This window comes from Symbiobacterium terraclitae, from assembly GCF_017874315.1.
In the GTDB taxonomy this organism is placed as follows: Bacteria; Bacillota; Sulfobacillia; order Symbiobacteriales; family Symbiobacteriaceae; genus Symbiobacterium; species Symbiobacterium terraclitae.
Map to the genome: position 1 here is coordinate 58118 of NZ_JAGGLG010000003.1, position 23045 is coordinate 81162.

At 68.0% G+C, this 23045-nt stretch carries 24 protein-coding genes and 1 pseudogene; 5 read left to right on the forward strand and 20 right to left on the reverse strand.

Translation table 11 applies throughout. The features are described 5' to 3' along the window. Position 1: 1 nt before the first annotated feature. Entirely contained in the window at positions 2-958 is a 957-nt protein-coding gene (gene rsmH, locus J2Z79_RS02670) for a 16S rRNA (cytosine(1402)-N(4))-methyltransferase RsmH (protein ID WP_209465314.1), read from the reverse strand. Between the two features lie 90 nt (positions 959-1048). Further along, positions 1049-1471 (reverse strand): division/cell wall cluster transcriptional repressor MraZ, encoded by a 423-nt coding sequence (gene mraZ, locus J2Z79_RS02675; RefSeq protein WP_209465426.1) that lies wholly within the window; start codon positions 1469-1471, stop codon positions 1049-1051. A gap of 405 nt (positions 1472-1876) precedes the next feature. Between mraZ and J2Z79_RS19245 the strand changes: the two are divergent. Together J2Z79_RS19245 and J2Z79_RS02685 are read left to right on the forward strand one after the other, a co-directional pair. Continuing rightward, positions 1877-2077 (forward strand): annotated as a pseudogene (locus J2Z79_RS19245) (metallophosphoesterase family protein); the annotation flags it as partial. A gap of 19 nt (positions 2078-2096) precedes the next feature. Then, complete coding sequence (locus J2Z79_RS02685) at positions 2097-2327, forward strand: hypothetical protein (RefSeq protein WP_209465315.1); 231 nt, start codon at positions 2097-2099, stop codon at positions 2325-2327. A gap of 48 nt (positions 2328-2375) precedes the next feature. Here the strand turns inward: J2Z79_RS02685 and J2Z79_RS02690 are convergent, their stop codons facing one another. From J2Z79_RS02690 to J2Z79_RS02700, 3 genes are read right to left on the reverse strand one after another with little or no spacing between them, the layout of a single operon-like run. Next, positions 2376-3164: an ABC transporter permease gene (locus J2Z79_RS02690; RefSeq protein WP_209465316.1), complete on the reverse strand. Its 789-nt coding sequence runs from the start codon at positions 3162-3164 to the stop codon at positions 2376-2378. Then, positions 3154-3981: an ABC transporter permease gene (locus tag J2Z79_RS02695; RefSeq protein ID WP_209465317.1), complete on the reverse strand. Its 828-nt coding sequence runs from the start codon at positions 3979-3981 to the stop codon at positions 3154-3156. Before J2Z79_RS02695 ends, J2Z79_RS02690 begins: the two co-directional genes overlap by 11 nt. Then, entirely contained in the window at positions 3978-4970 is a 993-nt protein-coding gene (locus J2Z79_RS02700; RefSeq protein ID WP_209465318.1) for an ABC transporter ATP-binding protein, read from the reverse strand. The genes J2Z79_RS02695 and J2Z79_RS02700 overlap by 4 nt, the downstream gene beginning before the upstream one ends. Before the next feature lie 235 nt (positions 4971-5205). Between J2Z79_RS02700 and J2Z79_RS02705 the strand changes: the two genes are divergently transcribed. From J2Z79_RS02705 to J2Z79_RS02715, 3 genes are all read left to right on the forward strand, one after another. Continuing rightward, positions 5206-6459, forward strand: a complete 1254-nt coding sequence (locus J2Z79_RS02705; RefSeq protein WP_209465319.1) for a Glu/Leu/Phe/Val family dehydrogenase — start codon at positions 5206-5208, stop codon at positions 6457-6459. A 53-nt stretch (positions 6460-6512) separates the two neighbouring features. Further along, entirely contained in the window at positions 6513-8012 is a 1500-nt protein-coding gene (gene glpK / locus J2Z79_RS02710) for a glycerol kinase GlpK (RefSeq protein ID WP_209465320.1), read from the forward strand. 631 nt (positions 8013-8643) lie between these two features. After that, complete coding sequence (locus J2Z79_RS02715) at positions 8644-9159, forward strand: hypothetical protein (RefSeq protein ID WP_209465321.1); 516 nt, start codon at positions 8644-8646, stop codon at positions 9157-9159. Positions 9160-9171: 12 nt separating this feature from the next. On the opposite strand, the gene J2Z79_RS02720 is transcribed toward J2Z79_RS02715, so the two are convergent. The 15 genes from J2Z79_RS02720 to J2Z79_RS02790 form a co-directional block, all read right to left on the reverse strand. Further along, positions 9172-9744 carry a 5-formyltetrahydrofolate cyclo-ligase gene (locus tag J2Z79_RS02720; RefSeq protein WP_209465322.1) on the reverse strand — a complete coding sequence of 191 codons (573 nt, stop codon included), beginning with the start codon at positions 9742-9744 and terminating at the stop codon, positions 9172-9174. Positions 9745-9833: 89 nt separating this feature from the next. Beyond that, positions 9834-11183, reverse strand: coding sequence for an acetyl-CoA carboxylase biotin carboxylase subunit (gene accC / locus J2Z79_RS02725; RefSeq protein ID WP_209465323.1), 1350 nt, complete (start codon positions 11181-11183; stop codon positions 9834-9836). 33 nt (positions 11184-11216) lie between these two features. Continuing rightward, entirely contained in the window at positions 11217-11474 is a 258-nt protein-coding gene (locus J2Z79_RS02730; protein WP_209465324.1) for a hypothetical protein, read from the reverse strand. Further along, complete coding sequence (locus tag J2Z79_RS02735; protein ID WP_209465325.1) at positions 11474-11947, reverse strand: biotin/lipoyl-containing protein; 474 nt, start codon at positions 11945-11947, stop codon at positions 11474-11476. The genes J2Z79_RS02730 and J2Z79_RS02735 overlap by 1 nt, the downstream gene beginning before the upstream one ends. 22 nt (positions 11948-11969) lie before the next feature. Beyond that, positions 11970-13511 (reverse strand): acyl-CoA carboxylase subunit beta, encoded by a 1542-nt coding sequence (locus J2Z79_RS02740; protein WP_209465427.1) that lies wholly within the window; start codon positions 13509-13511, stop codon positions 11970-11972. Between the two features lie 7 nt (positions 13512-13518). Further along, the gene (gene mce / locus J2Z79_RS02745) at positions 13519-13929 is read right to left on the reverse strand and encodes a methylmalonyl-CoA epimerase (protein WP_342589402.1); all 411 of its coding nucleotides are present in this window, start codon (positions 13927-13929) and stop codon (positions 13519-13521) included. A gap of 85 nt (positions 13930-14014) precedes the next feature. After that, the gene (locus tag J2Z79_RS02750; RefSeq protein WP_209465327.1) at positions 14015-14413 is read right to left on the reverse strand and encodes a cobalamin B12-binding domain-containing protein; all 399 of its coding nucleotides are present in this window, start codon (positions 14411-14413) and stop codon (positions 14015-14017) included. Between the two features lie 4 nt (positions 14414-14417). After that, positions 14418-16088, reverse strand: coding sequence for an acyl-CoA mutase large subunit family protein (locus J2Z79_RS02755; RefSeq protein ID WP_209465328.1), 1671 nt, complete (start codon positions 16086-16088; stop codon positions 14418-14420). Positions 16089-16232: 144 nt separating this feature from the next. After that, positions 16233-16439 carry a hypothetical protein gene (locus tag J2Z79_RS02760; protein ID WP_209465329.1) on the reverse strand — a complete coding sequence of 69 codons (207 nt, stop codon included), beginning with the start codon at positions 16437-16439 and terminating at the stop codon, positions 16233-16235. A 213-nt stretch (positions 16440-16652) separates the two neighbouring features. Continuing rightward, positions 16653-18203 carry a choice-of-anchor L domain-containing protein gene (locus J2Z79_RS02765; protein ID WP_209465330.1) on the reverse strand — a complete coding sequence of 517 codons (1551 nt, stop codon included), beginning with the start codon at positions 18201-18203 and terminating at the stop codon, positions 16653-16655. Positions 18204-18228: 25 nt separating this feature from the next. Then, positions 18229-18837 carry a M73 family metallopeptidase gene (locus tag J2Z79_RS02770; protein ID WP_209465331.1) on the reverse strand — a complete coding sequence of 203 codons (609 nt, stop codon included), beginning with the start codon at positions 18835-18837 and terminating at the stop codon, positions 18229-18231. Positions 18838-19137: 300 nt separating this feature from the next. Continuing rightward, positions 19138-19782 (reverse strand): SipW-dependent-type signal peptide-containing protein, encoded by a 645-nt coding sequence (locus J2Z79_RS02775; RefSeq protein WP_209465332.1) that lies wholly within the window; start codon positions 19780-19782, stop codon positions 19138-19140. Between the two features lie 66 nt (positions 19783-19848). Further along, complete coding sequence (locus tag J2Z79_RS02780; protein ID WP_209465333.1) at positions 19849-20364, reverse strand: TasA family protein; 516 nt, start codon at positions 20362-20364, stop codon at positions 19849-19851. A gap of 94 nt (positions 20365-20458) precedes the next feature. After that, positions 20459-21049 (reverse strand): signal peptidase I, encoded by a 591-nt coding sequence (locus J2Z79_RS02785; protein WP_209465334.1) that lies wholly within the window; start codon positions 21047-21049, stop codon positions 20459-20461. Next, on the reverse strand, positions 21046-22659 hold the full coding sequence (locus J2Z79_RS02790; RefSeq protein WP_209465335.1) for a hypothetical protein: 1614 nt from the start codon (positions 22657-22659) through the stop codon (positions 21046-21048). Before J2Z79_RS02790 ends, J2Z79_RS02785 begins: the two co-directional genes overlap by 4 nt. Positions 22660-23045: the final 386 nt, after the last annotated feature.

Genomic DNA, 23045 nt, shown 5'->3' on the forward strand with positions numbered 1-23045 from the left:
CTCACATCGCCTCCTCGTCTCCCTGAAGCTTGGCAACGGCCCGGAGCGTGGCGCTCCGCGACCGGGGGTTGTCCTTCAGTTCCTCCGCCGACGCCTTCACCGGCTTGCGCGTAACCGGCTCGGCCAGGGGCCGCTTGCCGCAGACGCAGACCGGGATGTTGGGCGGGCAGGTGCAGGGCTTCGCCCAGCGGGCGAAGGTCTGCTTCACGATCCGGTCCTCCAGCGAGTGGAAGGTGATCACCGCCAGCCGGCCGCCCGGCTTCAGCACCTGCAGGGCGCCTTCCAGGCCCCGCTGCAGGACGCCGAGCTCGTCGTTGACGGCGATGCGTATGGCCTGGAACGTGCGCCGGGCGGGGTGTCCGCCCTCACGCCGGGCGGCGGCGGGAATCGCCGCCTTGATGATCTCCACCAGCTGGCCGGTGGTCTCGACGGGCCGCTCACTGCGGGCCCGGGCGATGAACTGGGCGATGCGGCTTGCCCAACGCTCCTCGCCGTACTCCCGGATCACCCGGGCGATCTCCTCCTCCGGCCACTCGTTCACCACCACGGCGGCGCTGAGGGGGCTCGTCCGGTCCATGCGCATGTCCAGGGGTGCGTCGTGGTGGTAGCTGAAGCCCCTCTCCCCCTCATCGAACTGGTGGGAGGAGACGCCGATGTCCATCAGCACGCCGTCCACCGGCCCGATGCCGAGGCGGTCGACCACGGCTGCGATCTCTGCGAAGTTGGTGCGCACGAGCCGCACCCGCCCGCCGAAGGGCGCCAGCCGCTCGCCGGCGGCGGCCAGGGCGTTGTCATCCTGGTCGAAGCCGATCAGGCGGCCGTCCGGCGACGACAGCCGGAGGATCTCGGCGGAGTGGCCGCCGCCCCCGACGGTGCAGTCGATGTAGACGCCGCCCGGCCGCACGGCCAGGGCGTCCATGGTCTCGCGCAGCAGCACGGGAACGTGGTGAAAGACCACGGGGATCGCCTCTTCATGCCGGATTGGAAGGCCTGTTGCGACCCGGAGCGGGGATGCGCCTGCGGGTGTCGGACACCGCCGTGGCACACCTCAGAAGCCGAGCTTCTCAGCGATCTCGGTGTAGAGCTCGCCGGCCTCCTCACTGTACTCTGCCCACCGCTCCGCCGCCCAAATCTCCACCCGGTTCTCCACGCCGACGATGACGCAGTCCCGGACGATGCCGGCGTACTCCCGGAGGTTGGCGGGGAGCAGGATGCGCCCCTGCGGGTCCAGCTCGCACTCGGTGGCGCCGGAGAAGAACAGGCGGTTGAAGGCCCGGGCGGCGCTGGTGCCCATGCCGAGGCTGCGCAGCTTCTGGCTCACCGCCTCGAACTCGGCCTGCGGGAAGACGAACAGGCAGCGGTCCAGCCCCTTCGTGGCAATAAAGCGCTCGCCCAGCCCCTCGCGCAGCTTGGCCGGGATGATGAGCCGCCCTTTTGCGTCGACTGCGTGCTGGAACTCGCCCATGAACATGGCTGTCGTCCCCCGCTGCCAGCCGCCCTGCAGTGGCGCCAGCCGCATGGTGAAGGGGGCAGGGCGGGCGCCAGCCACTTCAATGGGCCAGCGCCCCACTTTCCACCACTCTTCACCACCATATTACCACGAAATGGGCAAAACGCAAGGGAATCTTGAGTAACTTGCAGACAAAATTCTCACGATAGGCAGAATCGCCCGGGTTGCGGCGCGCAGAGGGCCCGCCCCCACGTGGGGGCGGGCCCCGCTCCGCCACTCGAGCCACGCGCCCCCCAGGCGTCGGGCCACTCCCCTGCGGCGCACGGCCTGCGACCATGAACATCTGGCTTGTACTACGATCATCAGTTCGCTAGACTGAGAGGAGCGATCAACCTGTGACATTTAAGGAAGTAAGGTGTTTGGCAGATGCGACTCGCAGCGGTCTCGGACATGCACGGCAACGCAGTCGCTTTCGAGGCGGTAATCGCTGACCTTCGCCGCCAGTCCCCTGACCACGTGGTCTGCCTGGGCGACGTGGTCATGCGAGGCCCCCAGCCCAAGCGGTGTGTGGATCTGCTTCAGGCCCTTGATCCGCTGGTGACGGTTCGGGGCAACTTCGATCACCGGTTCACCCGGTGGCCGACCTGTGGTCAATGCCGGCTCGGTCGGTCTTTCGTTCGATGGCGACAACCGGGCCAGCTACGCGGTGATCGACATCGCCAACGGCGACCTGGCCGTGCAGATCCGCCGGGTCGCCTACGACGTGGAGGCCGCAGTTCAGGCCGCCCGCGACGCTGCCATGCCGGACATCAACGTCTTCGCGCATGCCGTCCGGAGGGCGGAGTATCCGTACCATGCGCCGGTGCCCCAGGGATAGCCCGCGTTGCAGAAGGCCCCCGGCCATTTCCGGCCGGGGGCTCTCGCGCTATGACCGCATCACCATCAGGTTGCCCGACTCGTACCGGCGCAGGCCCCGGTGGAAGGTCCAGACGCCCAGCCCCAGGAACGCCGCAGCGGCCCCGGCCAGCCAGAGCAGCCGGATCCAGTCGAACTCCCGCACCAGCTCCACCGGAAGCGTGGAGATCAGCCCCGCGGGGAGCACCGTGTACAGGATCGTCTGCACCCTCCGGTCGAACAGGGTCGCCGGGTAGGTGGAGAAGTGGACCAGGGCGTTGGCCACCTGCCCCAGCACCGCCTCCGCGTGGCCGATGAAGAAGGCCAGCGACCCGATGAGGATCAGGAAGCCCAGCAGCACCAGGGCGGAGAGCACCGTCACCACCAGGTAGACGAGTGCCGTGGCAGCCCCGGGCCGCACCACCAAAGCCAGCAGGACGGGCCCGAAAAGCAGGTCGCCCAGGTTCACGATCGCCATCCGGCTCACCAGCAGGTGCAGCAGCGGGTTCTTGGGCAGGGCCAGGTAGAAGTCGAGCTGCCCCTCGGCGATGAGCTGCGGGATGCGCAGCACGTTGCCCATCAGCCCCACCGCCAGCCCGAAGCTGGTGGTGACCACGGCCCAGAGCATGACCACGTCGTCCAGCGTCCAGCCCCGCACCACCGAGAACCGGCTGAAGTAGAGCGCCCAGAAGAAGACCCAGAGGGCGTTGTTGATCAGCATGCCGACCACTTGGGAGACTAGGGAGACCCGGTATTCCAGGGCCGTGGCCAGATTGGCCCGCATGTAGGCCCCGATGAAGGCCAGCGACTTACCCACCATTCAGGTCCACCCTCCTCACGCCCCGCCGGTAGATGCCGGCGCAGACCAGGCCGAAGACGGCCAGCCAGAGCGCCTGGTTCAGGAGCAGTTCCGCCGCCCCGGACCACGAGAAGTGCACGAAGAGTTCCGCCGGCCCGCCGATCATGTGCCGGAAGGGCAGCCAGTCCACGAGCCGGCGCACGGCCTCCGGGTAGAGCTGGACCGGGATCAGCATGCCGCCCAGAATCCACTTGAGCTTGTCGAAGAGCAGGTGGAGCCCGATCACCTCCTCCACCCAGAAGGCCAGCAGGCCCACGGCGGCGATGTAGAAGAAGTTGAGCGCGTGGGTGGTGAGGTAGAGCAGCAGCAGGACGGGAGCGGCCTCCCAGCGGAAGGGGATGGGCCCGACCATCAGCCGGGCGGTGGTCCCGCCGACCAGCAGCATCACCGCCAGCTTGACCAGCGCCTCACCCAGAAAGGTAGCGTAGTGGAAGCCCAGGTAGGCGTAGGGCTTGGAGAGCCGCAAGGCCAGGTCGCCGCCCTTCACCTCCTGCTCCAGCACGGCGTGGACCCGGGGGAACGAAAGGATGATGGCCTCGGTGGCCACCAGGTACCAGATCATCTCCGGCAGGGTGTAGCCGTCGATGACGGCGCCCTGGGCGGCGAACGTCACCCGCCAGAGCTGGACGAAGACGTAGAGGACCACCACCAGGAACAGGGTCGAGAGGAGCTGGTTCCAGATGTAAGCCCAGGCCGAGCGCAGGGCGATCCGGCACACCTCGGCATACTTGCGGGCGATGCGCCAGACCCGCCGGCCCGGTGCTGCGTGAGCGATCATCCCACCGCCCCCTTTCCCTGGTAGATCGCCGCGATGATCTGCTCCATGGGCGGCATGGCGATGGCGATGTCCTTGACCTCGCACTCCCTGAGCAGGGCGCCCAGCGTCGCCTCGATCGGCGCCACGCTGGTGTCCACCGCCAGTTTCAGTCCGTAGCCCTTCGCCTTCAGCACCCGTACGCCGGGCAGGTTCAGTTCGCCGGCGAAGGGCGCCCCCAGCCTCAGGTCGATCTCCCGTTCCTTCATATAATCACGCTTGAGGGCGTTGACCGTTCCGTCGTGGATCACCTGGCCGTGGTTGATGATCACCACCCGCCGGCAGAGCTGTTCGATGTCGCCGGCGTCGTGGGAGGTGAGGAAGACGGTCACCCCCTCCTCCCGGTTGGCCCGCCGGATCAGGTCCCGGATCGCGCCCTTGGCCACCGGGTCCAGGCCGATGGTGGGCTCGTCGAGGAAGAGGATCTCGGGCCGGTGCAGCAGGCTGGCGGCGATCTCACAGCGCATGCGCTGCCCCAGGCTCAGCTTCCGGGCAGGCGTGTACATGATCTCCTCCAGCTCGAAGAGCTCCACCAGCTCTGCCCGCCGCTTCCGGTAGTTCACCTCGTCCAGTTCGTAGATGCGGGCCAGCAGGTTGAAGGTGTCCACCGGCGGCAGGTGGAGCCAGAGCTGCGACTTCTGGCCGAAGACCGACCCGATGCGGAAGGCGAGCCGCTGCCGCTGCTTCCACGGGGTCAGGCCGAGCACGCTGGCGGTGCCGGCGGTCGGGTGGAGGATGCCCGTCAGCATCTTGATCGTGGTGGACTTCCCTGCGCCGTTGGGGCCGATGAAGGCCAGGGTCTCGCCCCGCTCCACCGAGAGGTCGATGGCCTTCACCGCCTCCACCTCCGCCGCCCGGGGCCGGAAGGTGGCGACCAGCCGCTCCCAGGAGGACTCGGGCTTACGATATACTCGGAACACTTTGCGGAGACCGCGGACCTCGATCACTGTCATGCCGAATCCTCCCCTCACAAAGGTATATTGGTTCACTAGACGTCGGGTCAGGACCGGAGGTTCCAAAGTTGCATAGAAATCTTACAGAGAATCGGTCGGATGCGGCACGGGACAAGAACTGAGGGTTTATGCAACAAAAGCGCTTCTGGCGCGTGCGGGACGCAGGAGCCCAGCCCCCACCTGCTGAATAATGGATAGGGTCGTGGCTTGCAACTACGAAGGGAGGATACCGTTCATGACTGGCCAGGAGTTCTTCCGGGATACCCAGGAAACGATCCGCCAAGCGGTGGCCAAACTGGGCCACTCGGAGAACGTCTACAAGGTTCTTCGCAACCCGCGGCGCACACTCGAGGTCCACATTGCTGTCACGATGCCTGATGGCTCCATCGAGACCTTCCTCGGCTACCGCTCTCAGCACGCCGCCGTCTTCGGCCCGTTCAAGGGCGGGGTGCGCTTCCACCCCAACGTGAACAAGGAAGAGGTCGAGGCGCTGGCGATTCTGATGACCCTGAAGAACGCCGTGCTCGGCCTGCCTTACGGCGGTGCCAAGGGCGGCGTCATCTGCGATCCGACCACCCTGCCCGCATCAGTGGTGGAGCAGATCGCACGGGGCTACGTGCGCGGCCTGAAGGACATGATCGGCCCGGAGAAGGACATTCCTGCGCCGGACGTGAACACCAACTCCCGCATCATGGGCTGGATGCTGGATGAGTACCTGAAGCAGGCCACCGCCATCGACTTCAGCGTCTTCACCGGCAAGAGCCTCAACCTGGGCGGCATCGAGGGCCGCACGGGCGCGACCGGCCTGGGCGTCGCCTACGTGACCCGCGAGGCCTGCCGCGTCCGGGGCATCAACCTGCGGGGCGCCCGCGTCGCCGTGCAGGGCTTCGGCAACGTGGGCCGCGGTGCGGTCCAGGCCCTCAGCGAGATGGGCGCCAGGATCGTCGCGGTCACCGACGTCACCGGCGGCGTCTACCGCGCCGAGGGGCTGGACGTGGCCGCGCTCTCCGCCTACGCACAAGCCAACCGTGGCGTGGCCGGCTTCCCCGGCGGCGCCCCGCTCACCAACGAGGAGCTCTTCGCGCTGCCTGTCGACGTGCTGGTCCCGGCCGCGCTGGAGGGGCAGATCACCGCCGAGGTGGCCAAGAAGGTGCAGGCGCCGGTCATCGTGGAGGGCGCCAACGGCCCCACCACGCCCGAGGGCGCCAAGGTGCTGGCCGACCGGGGCATCCTGCACGTGCCGGACATCCTGGCCAACGGCGGCGGCGTCACGGTCTCCTACTTCGAATGGGTCCAGGGGCAGCAGGGCGGCCTCCGCTGGTCGGAGCGCACGGTGCACCGCCGCCTCGACCGCTATATGACCGATGCGTTCAACAACGTGCTGAGCTACAGCAAGCGGTTTGACGTGTCCATGCGCGACGCCGCTTACCTGTATGCCGTCGACCGCCTGGCCACCGGCATGATCGAGCGGGGCTGGGTGCCGAACTAGCAGACCGGGGGGCGCGCCATGGGCGCGCCCTCTTGTGCTGGGAGGCTGCGGCGATGACGAAACGGTATGTACTGGCGCTGGATCAGGGCACGACCTCCTCCCGGGCCATCCTCTTCGACCAGGATGGCCGGCCGGTGGCGCAGGCCAGCCGGGAGTTCCGGCAGATCTACCCCCAGCCGGGCTGGGTCGAGCACGACCCCCGGGAGATCTGGTCGAGCCAGCTCGGGGTTGCGCGCGCGGTGCTGGAGCGGACCGGCGTGGCGCTGGACCAGGTGGCGGCCATCGGCATCACCAACCAGCGGGAGACGACGGTGGTCTGGGATGCCGAGACCGGCGAGCCGGTCTACAACGCGATCGTCTGGCAGTGCCGCCGCACGGCCCCCATCTGCGACGACCTGGCGGCGCGCGGCTGGGCCGACCGCATCCGGGCCAAGACGGGCCTCGTGATCGACGCCTACTTCTCCGGCACCAAGGTGAAGTGGATCCTCGACAACGTCCCCGGCGCCAGGGAGAAGGCCGAGCAGGGTCGGCTGCGCTTCGGCACCATCGACTCGTGGCTGATCTGGAACCTGACCGGCGGCCGGGTCCACGCCACGGACTACTCGAACGCCTCGCGCACGATGCTGTTCAACCTCCACACCCTGGCGTGGGACGAGGAGATCCTCGCTGAGCTCTCCATCCCGCGTTCCATGCTGCCGAAGGCCCTCCCCTCGTCGCACGTCTACGGCGAGACGGCCCCGGAGGTGCTTGGGGCGGCCGTCCCCATCGCCGGGGTCGCGGGGGACCAGCAGGCTGCCCTCTTCGGGCAGACCTGCTTCCGGCCGGGCGACGCCAAGAACACCTACGGCACCGGCTGCTTCCTGCTCATGAACACCGGCGAGCGGGCGGTGCCGTCCAAGAGCGGCCTGCTCACCACCATCGCTTGGGGCCTCGGCGGCCGGGTCGAGTACGCCCTCGAGGGTTCGATCTTCATCGGCGGGGCCGCGGTGCAGTGGCTGCGGGACGAGATGCGCTTCTTCGACAAGGCCGCCGACTCGGAGGCGCTGGCCCTGTCGGTGCCCGACTCGGGCGGCGTCTACGTGGTGCCGGCCTTCGTGGGCCTCGGCGCCCCGTACTGGGACATGTACGCCCGCGGCACGATCGTCGGCCTCACCCGGGGCACTGGCCGGGCGCACATCACCCGGGCCACCCTGGAGGCCATCGCCTACCAGACCCGCGACGTGATCGGGGCGATGGAGGCCGATTCGGGCATCCGGCTCAACCGGCTGAAGGTCGACGGCGGCGCGGTCGCCAACAACTTTCTGATGCAGTTCCAATCCGACATCCTGGGCGTTCCGGTCGACCGGGCCAAGGTCGCCGAAACCACGGCGCTCGGTGCCGCCTACCTGGCCGGCCTCGCCGTGGGCTTCTGGCGCAGCCAGGCCGAGCTGGCCGACAAATGGGCCCTGGACCGGGGCTTCACGCCGGCGATGCCCGCGGCGGAGCGGGAGCGGCGGTACGCCGGGTGGAAGCGGGCCGTCGAGCGGGCCCGGGCCTGGGCCTCTCCCGAGTAGGCCGCCCACCGGCGCCTGGACGGAACAGCCGGGTTGGGTCTTGAGGCCGGGGGGCGATGTCCCCCGGCCTCGTTCATACCGTTAATGCCGGCCGCACGTCTCCTCGGCCGGCCGCATACGGTCTGTTCTTCCTCGCTGTTGACGGGGGCGCGGGCACCCCCGGCGGGCTGCATACGGTCTGCTCTGCCTCGCTGTTGACGGAGGCGCAGGCGCCCCCGGCGGGCTACATAGGGTCTGCTCTGCTTCACTGTTGATGGGGGCGCCCGCACCCACGGCGAACTGCATACGGTCTGTTCTGCTTCACTGTTGACGGGGACGCGGGCACCCCCGGCGGGCTGCATACGGTCTGCTCTGCCTCGCTGTTGCCGGGGGCGCAGGCGCCCCCGGCGGGCTACATAGGGTCTGCTCTGCTTCACTGTTGATGGGGGCGCCCGCACCCACGGCGAACTGCATACGGTCTGTTCTGCTTCACTGTTGACGGGGACGCAGCCGCACGCAGGTGGCTAATCGCTCCGCCCCCTGCGAGGCCCCGCACCAACAGTCAACCAGAACAGACGCTATGCCACCGGAGGGGCCACCCACCAGGACTCGGAGGTGTTTTGGCGTATAAACTTACTGAGGTGATGTTATTTTGGCTACGGTCTGTCGGGTCGATGTCCTGTACCACTACATGCTGGGCGGCCAGGAGGCCCTGCCGGGTATCCTGGAGCGCGGGCTGCTCCCGCTCAGCGCGTTTCCCGAGTCCGAGCGCTGGCGCCAGCTTGAGCCGTTCTTCCGGTCGCTGTACGCAGAGTGGGCCGAGCCGCTCCTGGGCCCCTTCCGCAACTCGGGCGTGTTCCTCTCGCCCATCGACTTCCGGCAGCTCCCGGGCTCCGTCCTTCACAACCGCACCCGGATCGCCGTGCCGTTGGATGCGATCCCGGCAGACCGGTCGGTGCTGACCTACGAACTGGAGGGCAAGCGCACCGTCCTGCCACTGACCCCCTCTGCCCTGGAACAGGCTGCCGCAATCTGGACCGCCGACCTCGTCTCCGAGTGGTTCAACCGGAACCCCCAGATGATGTTCTACTACGTCCCCCAGGTTGCCGTGTTCCCCGAAAACGGCATCGCCGTGCAGCCCGAATGGGTGGAGCACGGCGACAAGTAGGGACGCGTGCGGCTAGTGGAACCGCAGCAGGCCCTCGTCCGTGGCCACGGCGTGGAGCCGCACGTCGTGGGGCTCGGCGGGCAGGAGGTCCACCAGCTGGAAGGCGTAACCCAGGCCGATCTTCACGGCCCGGTCCATGCCGGGCAGGGCCCGGTCGTAGTAGCCGCCGCCGTACCCCAGCCGGTATCCGCGGCGGTCGAATGCGACCCCGGGTACGACCACCAGATCGACCGCAGCGGGCTCCGCCTGTGGCAGGTCTGGCAGGGGCTCGGGGATGCCGAACGCCCCCGGCGCCAGCTGGTCGGCCGTGCCGTCCCAGCGGTGGAGCCAGAGCCGCCGTCCGCCCTGCTCCGCCCGGGGCAGCAGAAGCTGCTTGCCCTGCTGAACACCGGCCGCGGCCAACAGGGCCGTGTCGGCCTCCCCGCGCACGGGGATGTAGAGGAGCACGACCCCGGCCTGGTGCCACTCCGGCGCGGACAGCACGGCCTCCTGCGCCGTGCCGCTGCGGCGCGCCCGCTCGTCCGGGTACAGGGCCTGGCGGGCGGCGATCATCCGGCGGCGGATCTGCTGCTTGCTGACGTCCACGTGACGAGGCCTCCTCGCGCTGCCTGAGGGCCAGGTCGCACATCGCCGGCTCAGACTGCAAAAGGCCGGGCGTGCTGCCCGGCCCTCTTCTACTTCATTCCCAGAAAACCCTCCAGCCACTCGGTGGAGAAGCGGCCCTCCCGGAAGTCGGACGACGCCAGGATGCGCTGGTGCACCGGAACCGTGGTCTTGATGCCCTCCACCCGGAACTCGGCCAGCGCCCGCTGCATCTTGGCGATGGCGTCCGCCCGGTCCTCTCCCCACACGATCAGCTTGCCGACCAGCGAGTCGTAGAAGGGCATCATCTTGAATCCCGGGTAGAGCATGCCGTCCCAGCGGGTCCAGGGGCCGCCCGGCACCTCCAGCGCCGTGACCGTACCGGTCGAGGGGTAGAGCTTGTTGTCGGGGTCCTCGGCGTTGATGCGGCACTCGATGGCGTGGCCCCGGATGACGATGTCCTCCTGCTTCCAGGGCAGGGGCTCGCCGGCGGCCACCCGGATCTGCGCCTTCACCAGGTCGATGCCGGTCACCGCTTCGCTCACCGGATGCTCGACCTGGATGCGTGTGTTCATCTCGAGGAAGTAGAACTCCCCCGACATCTCGTCGTAGATCATCTCCACCGTGCCGGCGTTGTCGTAGCCCACCGCACGGGCCGCCCGCACGCCGGCCTCGCGGATGCGCTGGCGGGTCTCCTCCGGTAGGAACGGGGCCGGTGCCTCCTCCAGCACCTTCTGCCGGCGGCGCTGGATCGAGCACTCGCGCTCGCCGAGGTGGATGACGTTGCCGTGCTGGTCGCCCAGCACCTGCACCTCGATGTGGCGCCCCACCTGGATGTACTTCTCCAGGAAGACGGCGGCGTTGCCGAAGGCCGCGCCCGCCTCGCTGGCCGCCTTCTGCAGGGCCTGGACCAGCTCCTCCGGGGTGTGGGCGATCCTTATCCCCCGGCCGCCGCCGCCGGCCGTGGCCTTCACCATCACCGGATACCCGATCTCCTCCGCCACCGCGAGCGCGTCGGACTCGGACTCGACCAGCCCGTCGGAGCCCGGGATGGTGGGCACGCCGGCCTTCTTCATCAGCGCCTTGGAGGCGTCCTTCATCCCCATGGCCCGGATCGCCTCCGGGTTGGGGCCGATAAAGGCAATCTTCCACTGCCGGCAGGCCTCGGCGAAAAATGGGTTCTCGGCCAGGAAGCCGTATCCGGGGTGGATGGCGTCTGCGCCGCTGGCCGTCGCCGCGGTGATGATCGCCGGAACCGACAGGTACGACTGATTCGAGGGGGCGGGACCGATGTAGTGCGCCTCATCGGCCATGCGCACGTGGAGCGCCTCCCGGTCGGCCTCGGAGAAGACCGCGACGGTCTTGATCCCGAGCTCCCGGCAGGCCCGGATGATCCGGATGGCGATCTCGCCCCGGTTGGCAATCAGGACCTTCTGAAACATTCGTTCCCCTCTCCTCCCCTGGCTTGAACGCCGCTACCGGGTCCGCCCGCCGAACTGGGCCCTGGTGAGGTGAGCCTGCACCACGCCCGCCCGTGACCAGCCGCTGGCCGCCGCCAGTGCGGCCGCACCCGGTGTTCCGGCCGCATACGGCCCCTGGGCTCCGGCCGTCACCCCGGCGGGCTCAATGGCCCGGATGGCGAAAGTCCCCGGGGGCTGGTCCAGGGCGGCGGAGATGGCCGCCGTGATCACCGCAACGATGTCCACCGGCACCTGTGCACGCTCCTGCCCCATCAGCCGATCACCACCAGCGGGTCGTTCATGCTCACGGATGCGCCCTTGCTCACGAGGACCTGCTTCACCGTACCGGCGTACGGGGTGGTGATGTCGTTCTCCATCTTCATGGCCTCCAGCACCGCCACCACGTCGCCCGAGTTGACCTTCTGGCCGACCGTCACCCTCACGTCCACGATCATCCCCGGCAGCGGGGCGCAGACCGGCTGGCCGTCGCCGGACGGGGCGGCGGCAGCGGGAGCGGGAGCGGGAGCGGGCGCGGCCGGCGCCACGGGCGCCGCGGCAGCCGGTGCGGCCGGCGCAGGGGCCGACGTAGGGGCAGGGGCCGGCGCCGGGGCGGGGACCGTGGGTGCGGCGCTCATCGGGGCGGCCGCAGCCGGGGCGGCGGGCGCAACCGGTGCCACGGGGCCGAGCTCCTCCACGTCCACGTTGTACGTCACGCCGCCGATGGTAACCCTGAACCGTCTGGTCATCGGATAATCCTCCTTCCGCCGCCTACACGGGGAAATTGCCGTGCTTCTTCGCCGGGCGGGACTCCCGCTTCGTCCCGAGGGCCCGAAGCGCCTGGGCGAGCAGCGGGCGGGTCTGGCGGGGGTCGATCACCGCCTCCACGAAGCCGCGGCCGGCGGCGTTGTAGGGGGTGTTGAACTTCTCCTTGTAGCGGGCGACCCACTCGGCCCGGGCCGCCTGGGGGTCCTCCACCTCGGGACCGGGCTTGAAGAGGATGTTGGCGGCGCCGTCGGCGCCCATCACCGCGATCTCGGCCGTCGGCCAGGCGACGGTGAAGTCGGCGCCCAGCGACTGCGACGACATGGCGAGGTACGCGCCACCGTACGCCTTGCGCAGCACGACCACCAGCTTGGGCACGGTCGCCTCGCAGTAGGCGTAGAGCAGCTTCGCCCCGTGCCGGATGATGCCGCCGTACTCCTGCGCGGTGCCCGGCAGGTAGCCGGGCGTGTCCACGAAGGTGATGACCGGGATGTTGAAGGCGTCGCAGAACCGGATGAATCGGGCCGCCTTGTCGGAGGCGTTGATGTCGATGCAGCCGGCCAGCACCCGGGCCTGGTTGGCGACGATGCCCACCGTGCGCCCGTCCAGCCGGGCGAAGCCGACGACCATGTTCATGGCCCAGCCGGGCTGGACCTCCAGGAAGTCGCCGCCGTCGACGACGGCCGTGATGACCTCCCTCACGTCGTAGGGCTTGTTGGGGTTGTCGGGCACGATGTGCAGCAGCCGCTCCTCCGCCCGCCAGATGGGGTCCGTGGCCGGCCCGGGGGGCGGGTCGTCCACGTTGTTGGACGGCAGGAACGAGAGCAGCCGGCGGACGGCCGCCAGGCACGAAGGCTCGTCGGGCGCCCGGAAGTGGGCGACGCCGGAGCGCTCGCAGTGGGCCTGGGCCCCGCCCAGCGCCTCATGGGTGGTGGTCTCGCCGGTGACGGCCTTGATCACCTCGGGCCCGGTGATGTACATGTAGCTGGTCTTGTCCACCATGAAGATGAAGTCGGTGAGGCCGGGCGAGTAGACCGCCCCGCCGGCGCAGGGCCCCATGATCACCGAGATCTGGGGGATCACCCCGCTGGCGAGGGTGTTGTTGAAGAAGATCCGGCCGTAGCCGTTCAGGGCGTCGATGTGCTCCTGGATGCGGGCGCCGCCGGAGTCCTGGATGCCGACGATGGGGCAGCCGGCCTTGAGCGCCATCTCCTGCACCTTCTGGATCTTCCGGGCGTGCATCTCCCCCAGCGAGCCGCCCATCACCGTGAAGTCCTGCGAGAAGGCGTAGACCGTGCGGCCGTCCACGGTGCCGAAGCCGGTCACGACCCCCTCCGCGGGCGTCTCCCGCTCGGCCATGCCCAGCTCCGTGCCCCGGTGGCGCACGTGCAGATCGATCTCGACGAAGGAGCCGGGGTCAAACAGGAGGTCCAGCCGCTCCCGGGCCGTCAGCCTCCCCTGCTCCTTCCGCTTCGCCAGGGCCTTCTCCCCACCGCCCAGGCGCAGCCGGGCCTCGCGCGCCCCCAGCTCCGCGACCAGGTCCTCCATGCTCACGCTAATGCTCACTCCTCGTGTGCTGCACCAGTTCGGTCAGCACGCCGCCGGTCGACCTGGGGTGCAGGAAGCACACCAGGGTCCCGTGGGCGCCGGGGCGGGGCTCCTGATCGATCAGCTGGAACCCCTTCGCCGCAGCCTCGGCCATGGCGGCCCGGATGTCGGGCACCCGGTAGGCCACGTGGTGCAGCCCCTCGCCCCGCTTGTCGATGTGCCGGGCGATCGGCCCGTCGGGCGAGGTGGAGGCCAGCAGTTCGATGCGGGAGCTGCCTGCGGCGAAGAAGGCGACCCGCACTTTCTGCGCCGGCACCTCCTCGATGCCCTCGAAGGCCAGCCCCAGCCGGTCCCGGTAGAGGCTCACCTGCCCATCCAGGTCCCGGACGGCGATACCGATGTGGTCGATCCCCATCATCATAGCACGTCACCTTTCTTATGACCAGATCCTAAAACCGACTCCTAAAAAGAAAGTCGCGCACCCTGGCTGGGCTCATGAACCGTCAGCCGGGCTTGACGTGCTGTGAGATGAACTCGATGGCCGCCCGGGTCGGCGTGCCGGGGGTGAAGACCTCGGCGATGCCGGCGGCCTTCAGCCCGGGGATGTCCTCCGCGGGGATGACGCCGCCCGCCACCACCAGCACGTCGGAGAGGCCGCGGGCCCGCAGGGCGGCCACGGTGCGCGGCAGCAGGGTGTTGTGGGCGCCGGACAGGATGGAGAGCGCCACCACGTCGACATCCTCCTGCAGCGCCGCCTCGGCGATCTGGTCGGGCGTCTGGCGCAGTCCGGTGTAGATCACCTCAAACCCGGCGTCCCGGAAGGCCCGGGCGACCACCCTGGCCCCCCGGTCGTGGCCGTCGAGGCCGGGCTTGGCCACGAGGATGCGAACCTTGCGCTCCATGGTGTCACAGCTCCTCCGAGGGGTGGTACTCGCCAAAGACCGACCGCAGCACGTCGCAGATCTCCTGGAGCGTGGCGTAGGCCTTCACGGCGTCCAGGATCGGCTCCATCAGGTTCGCCGTGCCCGCGGCCGCGGTCTTCAGGGCAGCCAGCGACCGGTCCACGGCGGCCTGGTCCCGCCGGGCCCTCACGGCCGCAAGCTTGCGGATCTGTTCCTCCTGCACCGCCGGGTCGACCCGCAGGAGGTTGGTGGGCGGCGGCTCGTCCACCTGGTACCGGTTGACGCCGACGATCACCCGCTCGCCGTTCTCCACCTGCCGCTGGTACTGGTAGGCCGCCTCCTGGATCTCCCGCTGGACGTAGCCGAGCTCGATCGCCCGCACCGCCCCGCCGAGCTCGTCGATCTTGGCGATGTACGCCCGGGCCTGCCGCTCAATCTCGTCGGTCAGGTGCTCGACGTAGTAGGAGCCGCCCAGGGGGTCGATGGTCTCCGCAGCCCCACTCTCGTGGGCGATGATCTGCTGGGTGCGCAGCGCGACCATCACGGACTGCTCGGTGGGCAGGGCGAGGGCCTCGTCCATCGAGTTGGTGTGCAGCGACTGGGTCCCGCCGCAGACGGCGGCGAAGGCCTGCAGGGCCACCCGCACGATGTTGTTCATGGGCTGCTGGGCGGTGAGCGTGGAGCCGCCGGTCTGGGTATGGAACCGGAGCATCCAGCTGCGCGGGTTCTGCGCCCGGAAGCGCTCCCGCATGATGCGCGCCCAGAGCCGCCGGGCGGCCCGGAACTTGGCGACCTCCTCGAAGAAGTCGTTGTGGGCATTGAAGAAGAACGAAAGCTGGGGCGCGAAGTCGTCCACCTTCAGCCCGGCGGCGATGGCGGCCTCGACGTAGGCGATGCCGTTGGCCAGGGTAAAGCCCACCTCCTGGGCGGCGGTGGAGCCCGCCTCCCGGATGTGGTAGCCGGAGATGGAGATGGGGTTCCAGCGGGGGACGTGCCGGGCACAGTAGGCGAAGGTGTCGGTGATGAGCCGCATGGAGGGGCCCGGCGGGAAGATGTAAGTGCCGCGGGCGGCGTACTCCTTCAGGATGTCGTTCTGGATCGTGCCGGAGAGCTGCTCCGGCTTCACGCCCTGTTTCTCGGCGACGGCGATGTACATGGCCAGCAGGACCGCGGCGGGGGCGTTGATGGTCATGGACGTGGAGACCTTGTCCAGCGGGATGCCCGCCAGGAGCGTCTCCATGTCCGCGAGGGTGTCAATGGCGACGCCGACCTTGCCCACCTCCCCCTCGGCCAGCGGCGAGTCGGAGTCGTAACCGATCTGGGTGGGCAGGTCGAACGCGACGGAGAGGCCGGACTGACCGTTCTCCAGCAGGTAGCGGAACCGGGCGTTGGTCGCCTCCGCGGTGCCGAACCCGGCGTACTGGCGCATCGTCCAGAAGCGGCCGCGGTACATGGTGGGCTGGACGCCCCGGGTGAAGGGGTACTCGCCGGGGAAGCCCAGGTCGGTCAGGTAGTCCACCGGCACATCGGCCGGGGTATAGAGCCGCTGCACGGGCAGGCCCGAGTTGGTGGTGAACTCGGGCTTTCGCTCCGGGACCCTGGCGAGGCTCGGCGCGGCGACTTCCCGGTGCCACCGCTCCTGCTCGGCCGCGATGCGGTCGCGCGAATCGGACAAGGGCGATCACCTCGGTGTACGGCTTGCAGAGACGAATGTTTAGGAGTTTTCGACAGCCAGACTAGACCACCTTCTTTGTAACGTTCAGAACAAGCGGCCACCTCCGGGACGTCCCGGAGGTGGCCGCCGATGTAGACGGAAGGGCTACGCCGGTTCCTCCACCTGGCCGATCTGATCCAGCATCTCGCCGAGCTCCCTGGCGGTGTTGGCATCGATCAGATTGGCCCGGAGTGCAGCCCCGAGCTTCAGCCGCAGCGAGGCAGCCGCACAACGAGCGGAGAAGTGGCCGCCGTTGGCCGCAACGCGCGGGATCGATTCGACTTGGTAACGGAGCCAAACGCCAAGGGACACCGGAACACTCACGTGACCAGGGCCTCGGTGTGCCACGCGACCGCTCATCTCTCTCGCCGCCTTTCACTGGTTTTACCCTTAACACGGATCAGGGGGGAGAAAGGTTCGAAGGAAGAGCCGAAGAGTTTTCGACAGCGGCGCTGAACCTGACCGATTGGGAGCACGGTGCGGCGAAGCGGCTGGTGGCTGAACTCGTGCTGCTGCGCTGGGCGGTTATTCGGCGCCTACGATGACGTCCCAGGTGCCGCGAAGCTTGTTGCCGAAGTAGACGAAGATCCGGATCACAGTATCCTTGACGTTGAACCGGCTGGTGTCGAAGAGCTGACTGTACACCTTGGTCGCCTCATCGAACGTGATGCTCTGGTTGTACACGAAACCGGCGAGGAGCTTGTTGTTGTCGTTCGTGTCCCTGACCTTGACCGCCACGGTCTTGTCGAACTCGCCACCTGCGCAGCCGCCGTGCATGAACTGGATATGGAAGCTTTCACCGTTCGCAACGGCCGCGGGTGTCAGCCAGGAGATCCCGCCCCCGCTGCCGGGCGTGAAGGTAACAGTGTGGTCCTTGGACAAGGCGGAACCCTGGTTCCCCTGGGCGTCGCTCGGTACGACCGCAAAGCGGTATGCGCCCGGAGCCAGGCTGAGGGTGAAGGTGCGCTCCTGCGTCCTGCCCTGCTCCGCACCGTTGACCTGAACCGCGTATTCCACGGGGGGCGAGGAGTCGTTCGCCTCGGGCCAGGTCAGCGTCACGATCCCGCACTGCTCAACGACGTCGAGCGCCGCGCCTTTCGGCCACTTCGGGCCCTCGGTGTCCTTGTAGGACCCAGGACCGATGAAGACGGCCGAGTCATACTCAGCGTCCCATGCATCGGCGATGCCAATCCGAATATTGTACCACTTATCCTTCTGAACTTGTACCTCCTTGGTCGTCAGAACCTGACTGAAGCCGTTTACGGCAATCTTCTTCTCGTCAGGCCCGGGCGGATTGTTGATCAACAGGCCGCTGTTCTGCAGGTTGTAGACCGATACCGTCTTGTCGCCGGGCAGCGTGGCGATGTTGTCCACGGCATCCAGCTTCAGCCACTCGTCGAACAGGAAGTAGAAGCCATCGTTACGGCGGTTACCGGGATTCTTGACTTCGAACTCATCCGAACCAAAGACATAGTTGAAAGAGATGGTCCCGCTGCGCACCGGGCGGAACCGGAACTCCAACACCGACCTGTTGGTGGTGTGTTGCAGCAGCATGAGCGAGAGGAGGGGGTCGGCCCCCGAGCCCGAGTCAAAACTCCAGGTCTTGTTCGGGGCGGCCCCGACGTCGACCGCCTTCCCGGTGGTGAGCACGGCGCCCTGCTCGATGTTGATGATGCCCCCGCCGCCGGTGAAGGTTCCCGAGGACGCAGCCTTCTTGGACCCTTCGTACTCGACGTCGGCCAGCCGGCCCGGATCATGGTCGATCAGGGGCCCCACGATCGCCATGGCCAGCTGCTCCTTGGTGGCGCTGCCCGGTACCACAATATTGAGGACGGAAAACTCCGCCTCTGCGTCACCCTCCGGAACAGGGGTTGCCAGGTCGACCTCAGCCAGCTCCCCTTCGCCCGTGAGTGGATCGAGCAGACCGGCTTCGTCCTCGTTCAACCCGCCCTCATAGGGGGGGATTTCACCGCGGTCCAACTCGTCTGCCATGGTGGGGGCAGCCGACAGGCTCATGCCCGCCATCATGCTGGCTGCGACCAGCCATGAGATCGCCTTGCGAAACGGCAGCTTCACGCGCGCTCTCCTCCTTTGCCCGAGGCTACGGGTTGTTCCTGACCTGCTCGGCCACGGCCGTGAAGGTGACAACCGTCTTCAAGCCCTGGTAGTCGTTGCCGGTGTTCAGGGGCAGCTCAACGGTGATGTAGAGGTCGAGGTTGTCGGTGGGCTCGAGCACGACGGCGGGCGTGAGCGACCTGCCGTCAAAGAAGGACGCCAGCGTACCGGAGGCCAGCACGTTGCCGTGCACGTCCCGGACAGTGACCTGCAGGACGTCTGCCAGGTCCTCGCCATTCGGACCCTTGACGGTGCGCGCGGCATCCTCAGTGACCTTGATCGTCGTCAGCCGGGCAGCGAGCGTGCCGATGTTCTCGATCTGCCACTCGCGCATGTGCGAGTCTCCGGGAGCCCAGAGACCGGTTTCCCGGGCGCCGGGCAAGTCTCCCGCAGCGCCGTCATCCGTATTGCTGATGTAGAAGATTGGGCCCTCCAGCGTCTCGTCCACCCGGTTGCCCTCGAGGGCCAGCGTACCGGCCACGAAATCCTGGCCTCCGGACTGGACGGAGTCCGTGAACAGGGCCAGCGTGAAGCCTGCCCCGCCGAGGACGGTGACGCCCACCAGCGAGGCGACCAAGACCCACTTGCGCAGCATCCCATCACATCCTCCCATCTGCGTTGTGACCCGGGTCAGCGACCCGGCGATGGACCCTTGGCGATTCGTTCTCCGTGGAGGCGTGTCTGTCGTTTCATCCCCGATCGGATGTCGCGTATCAGCTCGAGCGGGGGCGGAGCACCATCCCAGTGATGATGTGACAGACAGTAGTGCTCAGGGTCAGTGGGGCGCGCGACGCCCCGCTCGCAGATTTTCGCTCTGAGGAAAAGCGCGTGCACGACTGAGCGGCTGCTCCCAATCCCCGGGCCATGCGGGCCCGGGGATTGGGCACGTCAACCACTACCGGTTGTTCCGCTGCTGCTCGGCATGGACCACGAAGTCCACCACCAGGGTCTTGCCCTGGTACTCGTTGCCGGCGTCCCTGTCGAAGGCGACCTCGAACTTCATGTGCCGGTTCGAGGGGTACGCCAGGGGAATCTTGTCGCCATCGGGGTAGAGGATGGTCACGGGCCCCGCCAGGAAGTCGCTGAGCGGCGCCTCTGCCACCACCACGTCGGGACCGCCGCCCTGAGGCGTCTTGACCACGACGTTCAGCTGGCTGGCCAGGGCGACGTACTGGTCAGCGATCCCCTCGGTAAGGCGGGCCTCCACCGCCGTGAGCCACGCATCCATGCTCGTCTTGCACTCGGGGCGGTTGCCGTTGTAGACGGTCAGCGTCCGCGTATGCGAGTCGCCGGGAGCCCACACTCCGGTGGGAAGCAGACCCGGCGCGCCCGATGTCGTCCGGCCCTGCTCAGCTGTGATGTAGAACATCGGGCCGGGAACCGTGTCGCCGTCATTGCGTTCGCTGTCGAGGCACAGCGTTCCGGCGACAAAATCGGCGCTGGCGCTCTTGGAGTCAGTGAACAGGGCGAGCGTACCGCCGGCGGACACGGCCGCGATCGCAGCGGCTGCACCCATCGTCAACAGAAGCTTCTTGTTCATCCGGGCTCCTCCTCACTGAGACCCCGCCGGGACGTGTGCTCATCCCGGCGGGGACCTCCGGTCTGCTTAGTTCCAGGAAATGGGCTTGCCGTCAGCGTCGGTGTTGTTCCGCGCCTGGACGGCCACGAACTTCAGGTTGACGGTGCCGCTGGCGCCCTGGTACTCGTTGCCGGCCGCCAGCGGGAAGGACCAGTCGGCGGTCACCGAGGCGGTGTCACCATCGTCGTACTTGCCCAGCAGGTAGTAGCCGTTGTGGTCGCCCACGCCGCCGGACAGGGAGACGGTCACGGGATGAGAGCCTTCGAAGAGGGCGCCCTCCGTCGAGAACTGGACACCGATGAAGGCCTCGAGGCTGCCCGAGTAGGTCACGTTGACCGTGCAGGAGCCGCTGTCGCCAGGAGCCAGGTTGTTGGGATCGCCGATATCGCAGGAACCGAGGGCCACATTGCCGAGGGTCACCGTGCCGGCGCTGAAGGTGTTGTTGATGTTCTCGGTCTGGGCCGTGAACAGGGCGAAGCTGGCGCCGGTGATCAGCGCGGAAAGGGCACCCACGGTCGCGAGGGACATAAGGATCTTCTTCATACCGTCTCATCCTCCATGTGTTGTAGTGATAGGACTGGAGTCCTTACCCAGGCTGTGCTGGGTAAACCTTGCACTGCAGCTGCGCTGCAGGAGACTAGCTGGGGGACTGGGCGTCGGCGGGCTCCTTCTCGGCCTTCTTGGCCCGCTCTTCCTCCATGACCACCTGCACGATCTTGCGGATCTCCATGGCGATCAGCAGCACGCCCGGTGCGATCACCAGCGAGACAATGCCCACAGGCTTGCGCATGAACTCACGGAGGTAGCCGTAGTAAGGCACCCGCCAGCGCTGGATACCGACGACCTGCGAACGGCTCACCGGAGAGAGGTCCACGGCGTCGTTGTTGTCGCCCTTGGTCACGTAGGCGGTGGGCTCGCCGTTGACCGACACGATGCCGACCACGCGGTGGGTGATGAGCATTTCGGGTGCGTCGGCCGCACGGAACGTGATCACGTCGCCCTCCTTGATCTCGTGGTCAGGCTTGAGCGGTTCGACGATGATCACGTCGCCGGTCTTGATCGCCGGCTCCATGGAGCCGCTGAGCACCGACAGGACCTTGTAGCCCAGAACTGACGGCATGCCATCTTGAGACCTGCGGGCGGTGATGGCCAGCGCGACCGTGGCGACCAGGATGACGGCGAGTACGGCCGTGACCGCACCGTTGAGGATTCGCAAGACAAGCTTCACGCGTCCTGACCCCCTGCATCTGCGTGATCAACATCGTCCTGGGCCTGGTCTGCTGCGGGTTCGGCGTCGGCCGCATCGCCCCCGGAGTCGGCGAGGTCATCGTCCGCGCCGTCGGCCCCACCTGATGGCGCGTCGCTTTCAACCGACTCGCCGGGGTCACGCTCGGCGGGATCGTCGACCGCGTCACCCTCCGCAGGCGTCTCGCCGATCTCGGCATCATCCTCGCTGGGATCGGAAGCGGAACTGCCATCAGCGGGATCCTCGTCCGCCTCGGCGTCGCCCTCGATCGACTCGCCGGCCGGATCGCCGTCAGCGGGCTCCTCGCCCGTCCCGGGATGTTCCTCGCCGGCGTCGTCGGCCGGGCCATCCTCACCGGGCTCCTCGTCCGCCGCGGGGGCGTCCCCGGTAGACTCGTCGGCCGGATTGCCATCAGCCGGCGGCTCACCCTCCTCAGCATCTTCAGCGGGCTCGTCAGCCGGGTCGGTCTCTACGGGCGGCTCGCTGACCGGCTCGCCATCCGGCAGTTCCTCGGGCGCCGGAGGTGCTGCTGCGGGTGGGTCACACGCTTGCGGCGCTTCCACGCCCTCGGTCTCCTCGGGCAGTGCGGCATCCACAGCCGGCTGGCACTCGAGGACCGGCGTCGGAACCGTGCGGGCGGGATCGCAGGGATCCTCAGACCGCGGGCGGCCGGGTGCCTCACCCGTGGTCGGCGCTTCGTCCTGAACCGGAGCCCCGTCCCCGGCGGAAGGCTCGTCCGCCACCGGGACCTCGTCATCGGCCGGAGCCTCGTCCACCACCGGGACCTCGTCATCGGCCGGAGCGTCGTCCACCACCGGGACCTCGTCATCGGCCGGAGCGTCGTCCACCACCGGGACCTCGTCGTCGACCGGCGTCTCGGCCCCCAGGGTCTCATCCTCGACAGCATCCTGATCGTCAACCGGTGCCGCGTCGTCGGCCGGAACCTCATCCCCGGCCGCGGCCTCCTCCTCTGCCGCGGTCTCCTCGCCGACCGGCGTCACGATCTCCACCGGCAACCCGTCGGTGACCGGGAGGATCTCCTTGCCGGCCGAAGGACCGCGCTTCGAGCCCACCGGCGCACACGGATCCAGGTCCGGCTCGGGGAGGACGACGACCGTGAACTCCATCCCCAGCTCCAGGAAGCCGCCCATGCCGTACACGGTCAGCTCGCCGGTCCAGGTGCCCGGCTCCCCGGGCGTGCCGCTGACGATGATCTCTGCGGTCTCGCCGGGGCCGAGCTTCGACTTGGACAGCTCCACCGTCGCCCAGGGGATCCCGGTCAGCTCGACCGAGAGGGTCACGTGCCGGTCGCTGATGTTCATGATCTGGAACGTGCGCACGACAACGGACCCGGCCTGGTCCGCTGCGGAATCCGGCATCAGCCGAACCCGACCGGAGCTGAACCGGAGCACCTCAGACGTGGTGAGTGTCCTCAGATCGATGCCGGGAGCCCTCGCCGCATCGTAGGTGGAGGCCAGGGTGGAGCCGGTGACGTGCCCGGCCGTGAGGCTGGAGATCACCAGCGTGACCGGGATCAGCAAGAGCGGGAGCTTCCCGCCGGATTCCCGGATCTGCCGACCGAGCGCCCGCATCGCCTTCTGCCTGAGCCTGCGCTTGCGTGACATGCGCCGCAGCGGGCATCACCTCCCGTCCGACGCCGATTATGGCACAGGCCCACATCACCTTTGGGTGTGAATCGGGGGGTGATTCCGAAAAATCACCCCCCGGTGGTAGCCGGGCCCTCCCTCCGGCAACATTGGCCGATCAATGCGGGATTTCCCATCCCCCGATGGGGTGAATTCCGCATATCAGGCAGGCTTTTCATGTGCTATTGTTTTTGGCAGACTCATCCCCGCGGGTGAATTCTGAGGATTTCGCCCACTCATCCTCGGGTGAGCAGGACTGTTAGACATGTCAGGCGAATCACCGGATTTACCCTCGTGAAACCACAACTCGTCCACCTACGGAGATCCAGGAG

Excerpts from the sequence above, each read along its gene's own strand:
- J2Z79_RS02740 (WP_209465427.1), bottom strand. The coding sequence starts at position 13,511 with ATGGAGGACCTGGTCGCGGAGCTGGGGGCGCGCGAGGCCCGGCTGCGC.
- mce (WP_342589402.1), bottom strand. The coding sequence starts at position 13,929 with ATGATGGGGATCGACCACATCGGTATCGCCGTCCGGGACCTGGATGGG.
- J2Z79_RS02770 (WP_209465331.1), bottom strand. The coding sequence starts at position 18,837 with ATGCTGCGCAAGTGGGTCTTGGTCGCCTCGCTGGTGGGCGTCACCGTC.
- J2Z79_RS02695 (WP_209465317.1), bottom strand. The coding sequence starts at position 3,981 with ATGATCGCTCACGCAGCACCGGGCCGGCGGGTCTGGCGCATCGCCCGC.
- accC (WP_209465323.1), bottom strand. The coding sequence starts at position 11,183 with ATGTTTCAGAAGGTCCTGATTGCCAACCGGGGCGAGATCGCCATCCGG.
- J2Z79_RS02735 (WP_209465325.1), bottom strand. The coding sequence starts at position 11,947 with ATGACCAGACGGTTCAGGGTTACCATCGGCGGCGTGACGTACAACGTG.
- mraZ (WP_209465426.1), bottom strand. The coding sequence starts at position 1,471 with ATGTTCATGGGCGAGTTCCAGCACGCAGTCGACGCAAAAGGGCGGCTC.
- J2Z79_RS02690 (WP_209465316.1), bottom strand. The coding sequence starts at position 3,164 with ATGGTGGGTAAGTCGCTGGCCTTCATCGGGGCCTACATGCGGGCCAAT.
- J2Z79_RS02775 (WP_209465332.1), bottom strand. The coding sequence starts at position 19,782 with ATGAACAAGAAGCTTCTGTTGACGATGGGTGCAGCCGCTGCGATCGCG.
- J2Z79_RS02780 (WP_209465333.1), bottom strand. The coding sequence starts at position 20,364 with ATGAAGAAGATCCTTATGTCCCTCGCGACCGTGGGTGCCCTTTCCGCG.
- J2Z79_RS02700 (WP_209465318.1), bottom strand. The coding sequence starts at position 4,970 with ATGACAGTGATCGAGGTCCGCGGTCTCCGCAAAGTGTTCCGAGTATAT.
- J2Z79_RS02705 (WP_209465319.1), top strand. The coding sequence starts at position 5,206 with ATGACTGGCCAGGAGTTCTTCCGGGATACCCAGGAAACGATCCGCCAA.
- glpK (WP_209465320.1), top strand. The coding sequence starts at position 6,513 with ATGACGAAACGGTATGTACTGGCGCTGGATCAGGGCACGACCTCCTCC.
- J2Z79_RS02730 (WP_209465324.1), bottom strand. The coding sequence starts at position 11,474 with ATGGGGCAGGAGCGTGCACAGGTGCCGGTGGACATCGTTGCGGTGATC.
- J2Z79_RS02750 (WP_209465327.1), bottom strand. The coding sequence starts at position 14,413 with ATGGAGCGCAAGGTTCGCATCCTCGTGGCCAAGCCCGGCCTCGACGGC.
- J2Z79_RS02790 (WP_209465335.1), bottom strand. The coding sequence starts at position 22,659 with ATGCGGGCGCTCGGTCGGCAGATCCGGGAATCCGGCGGGAAGCTCCCG.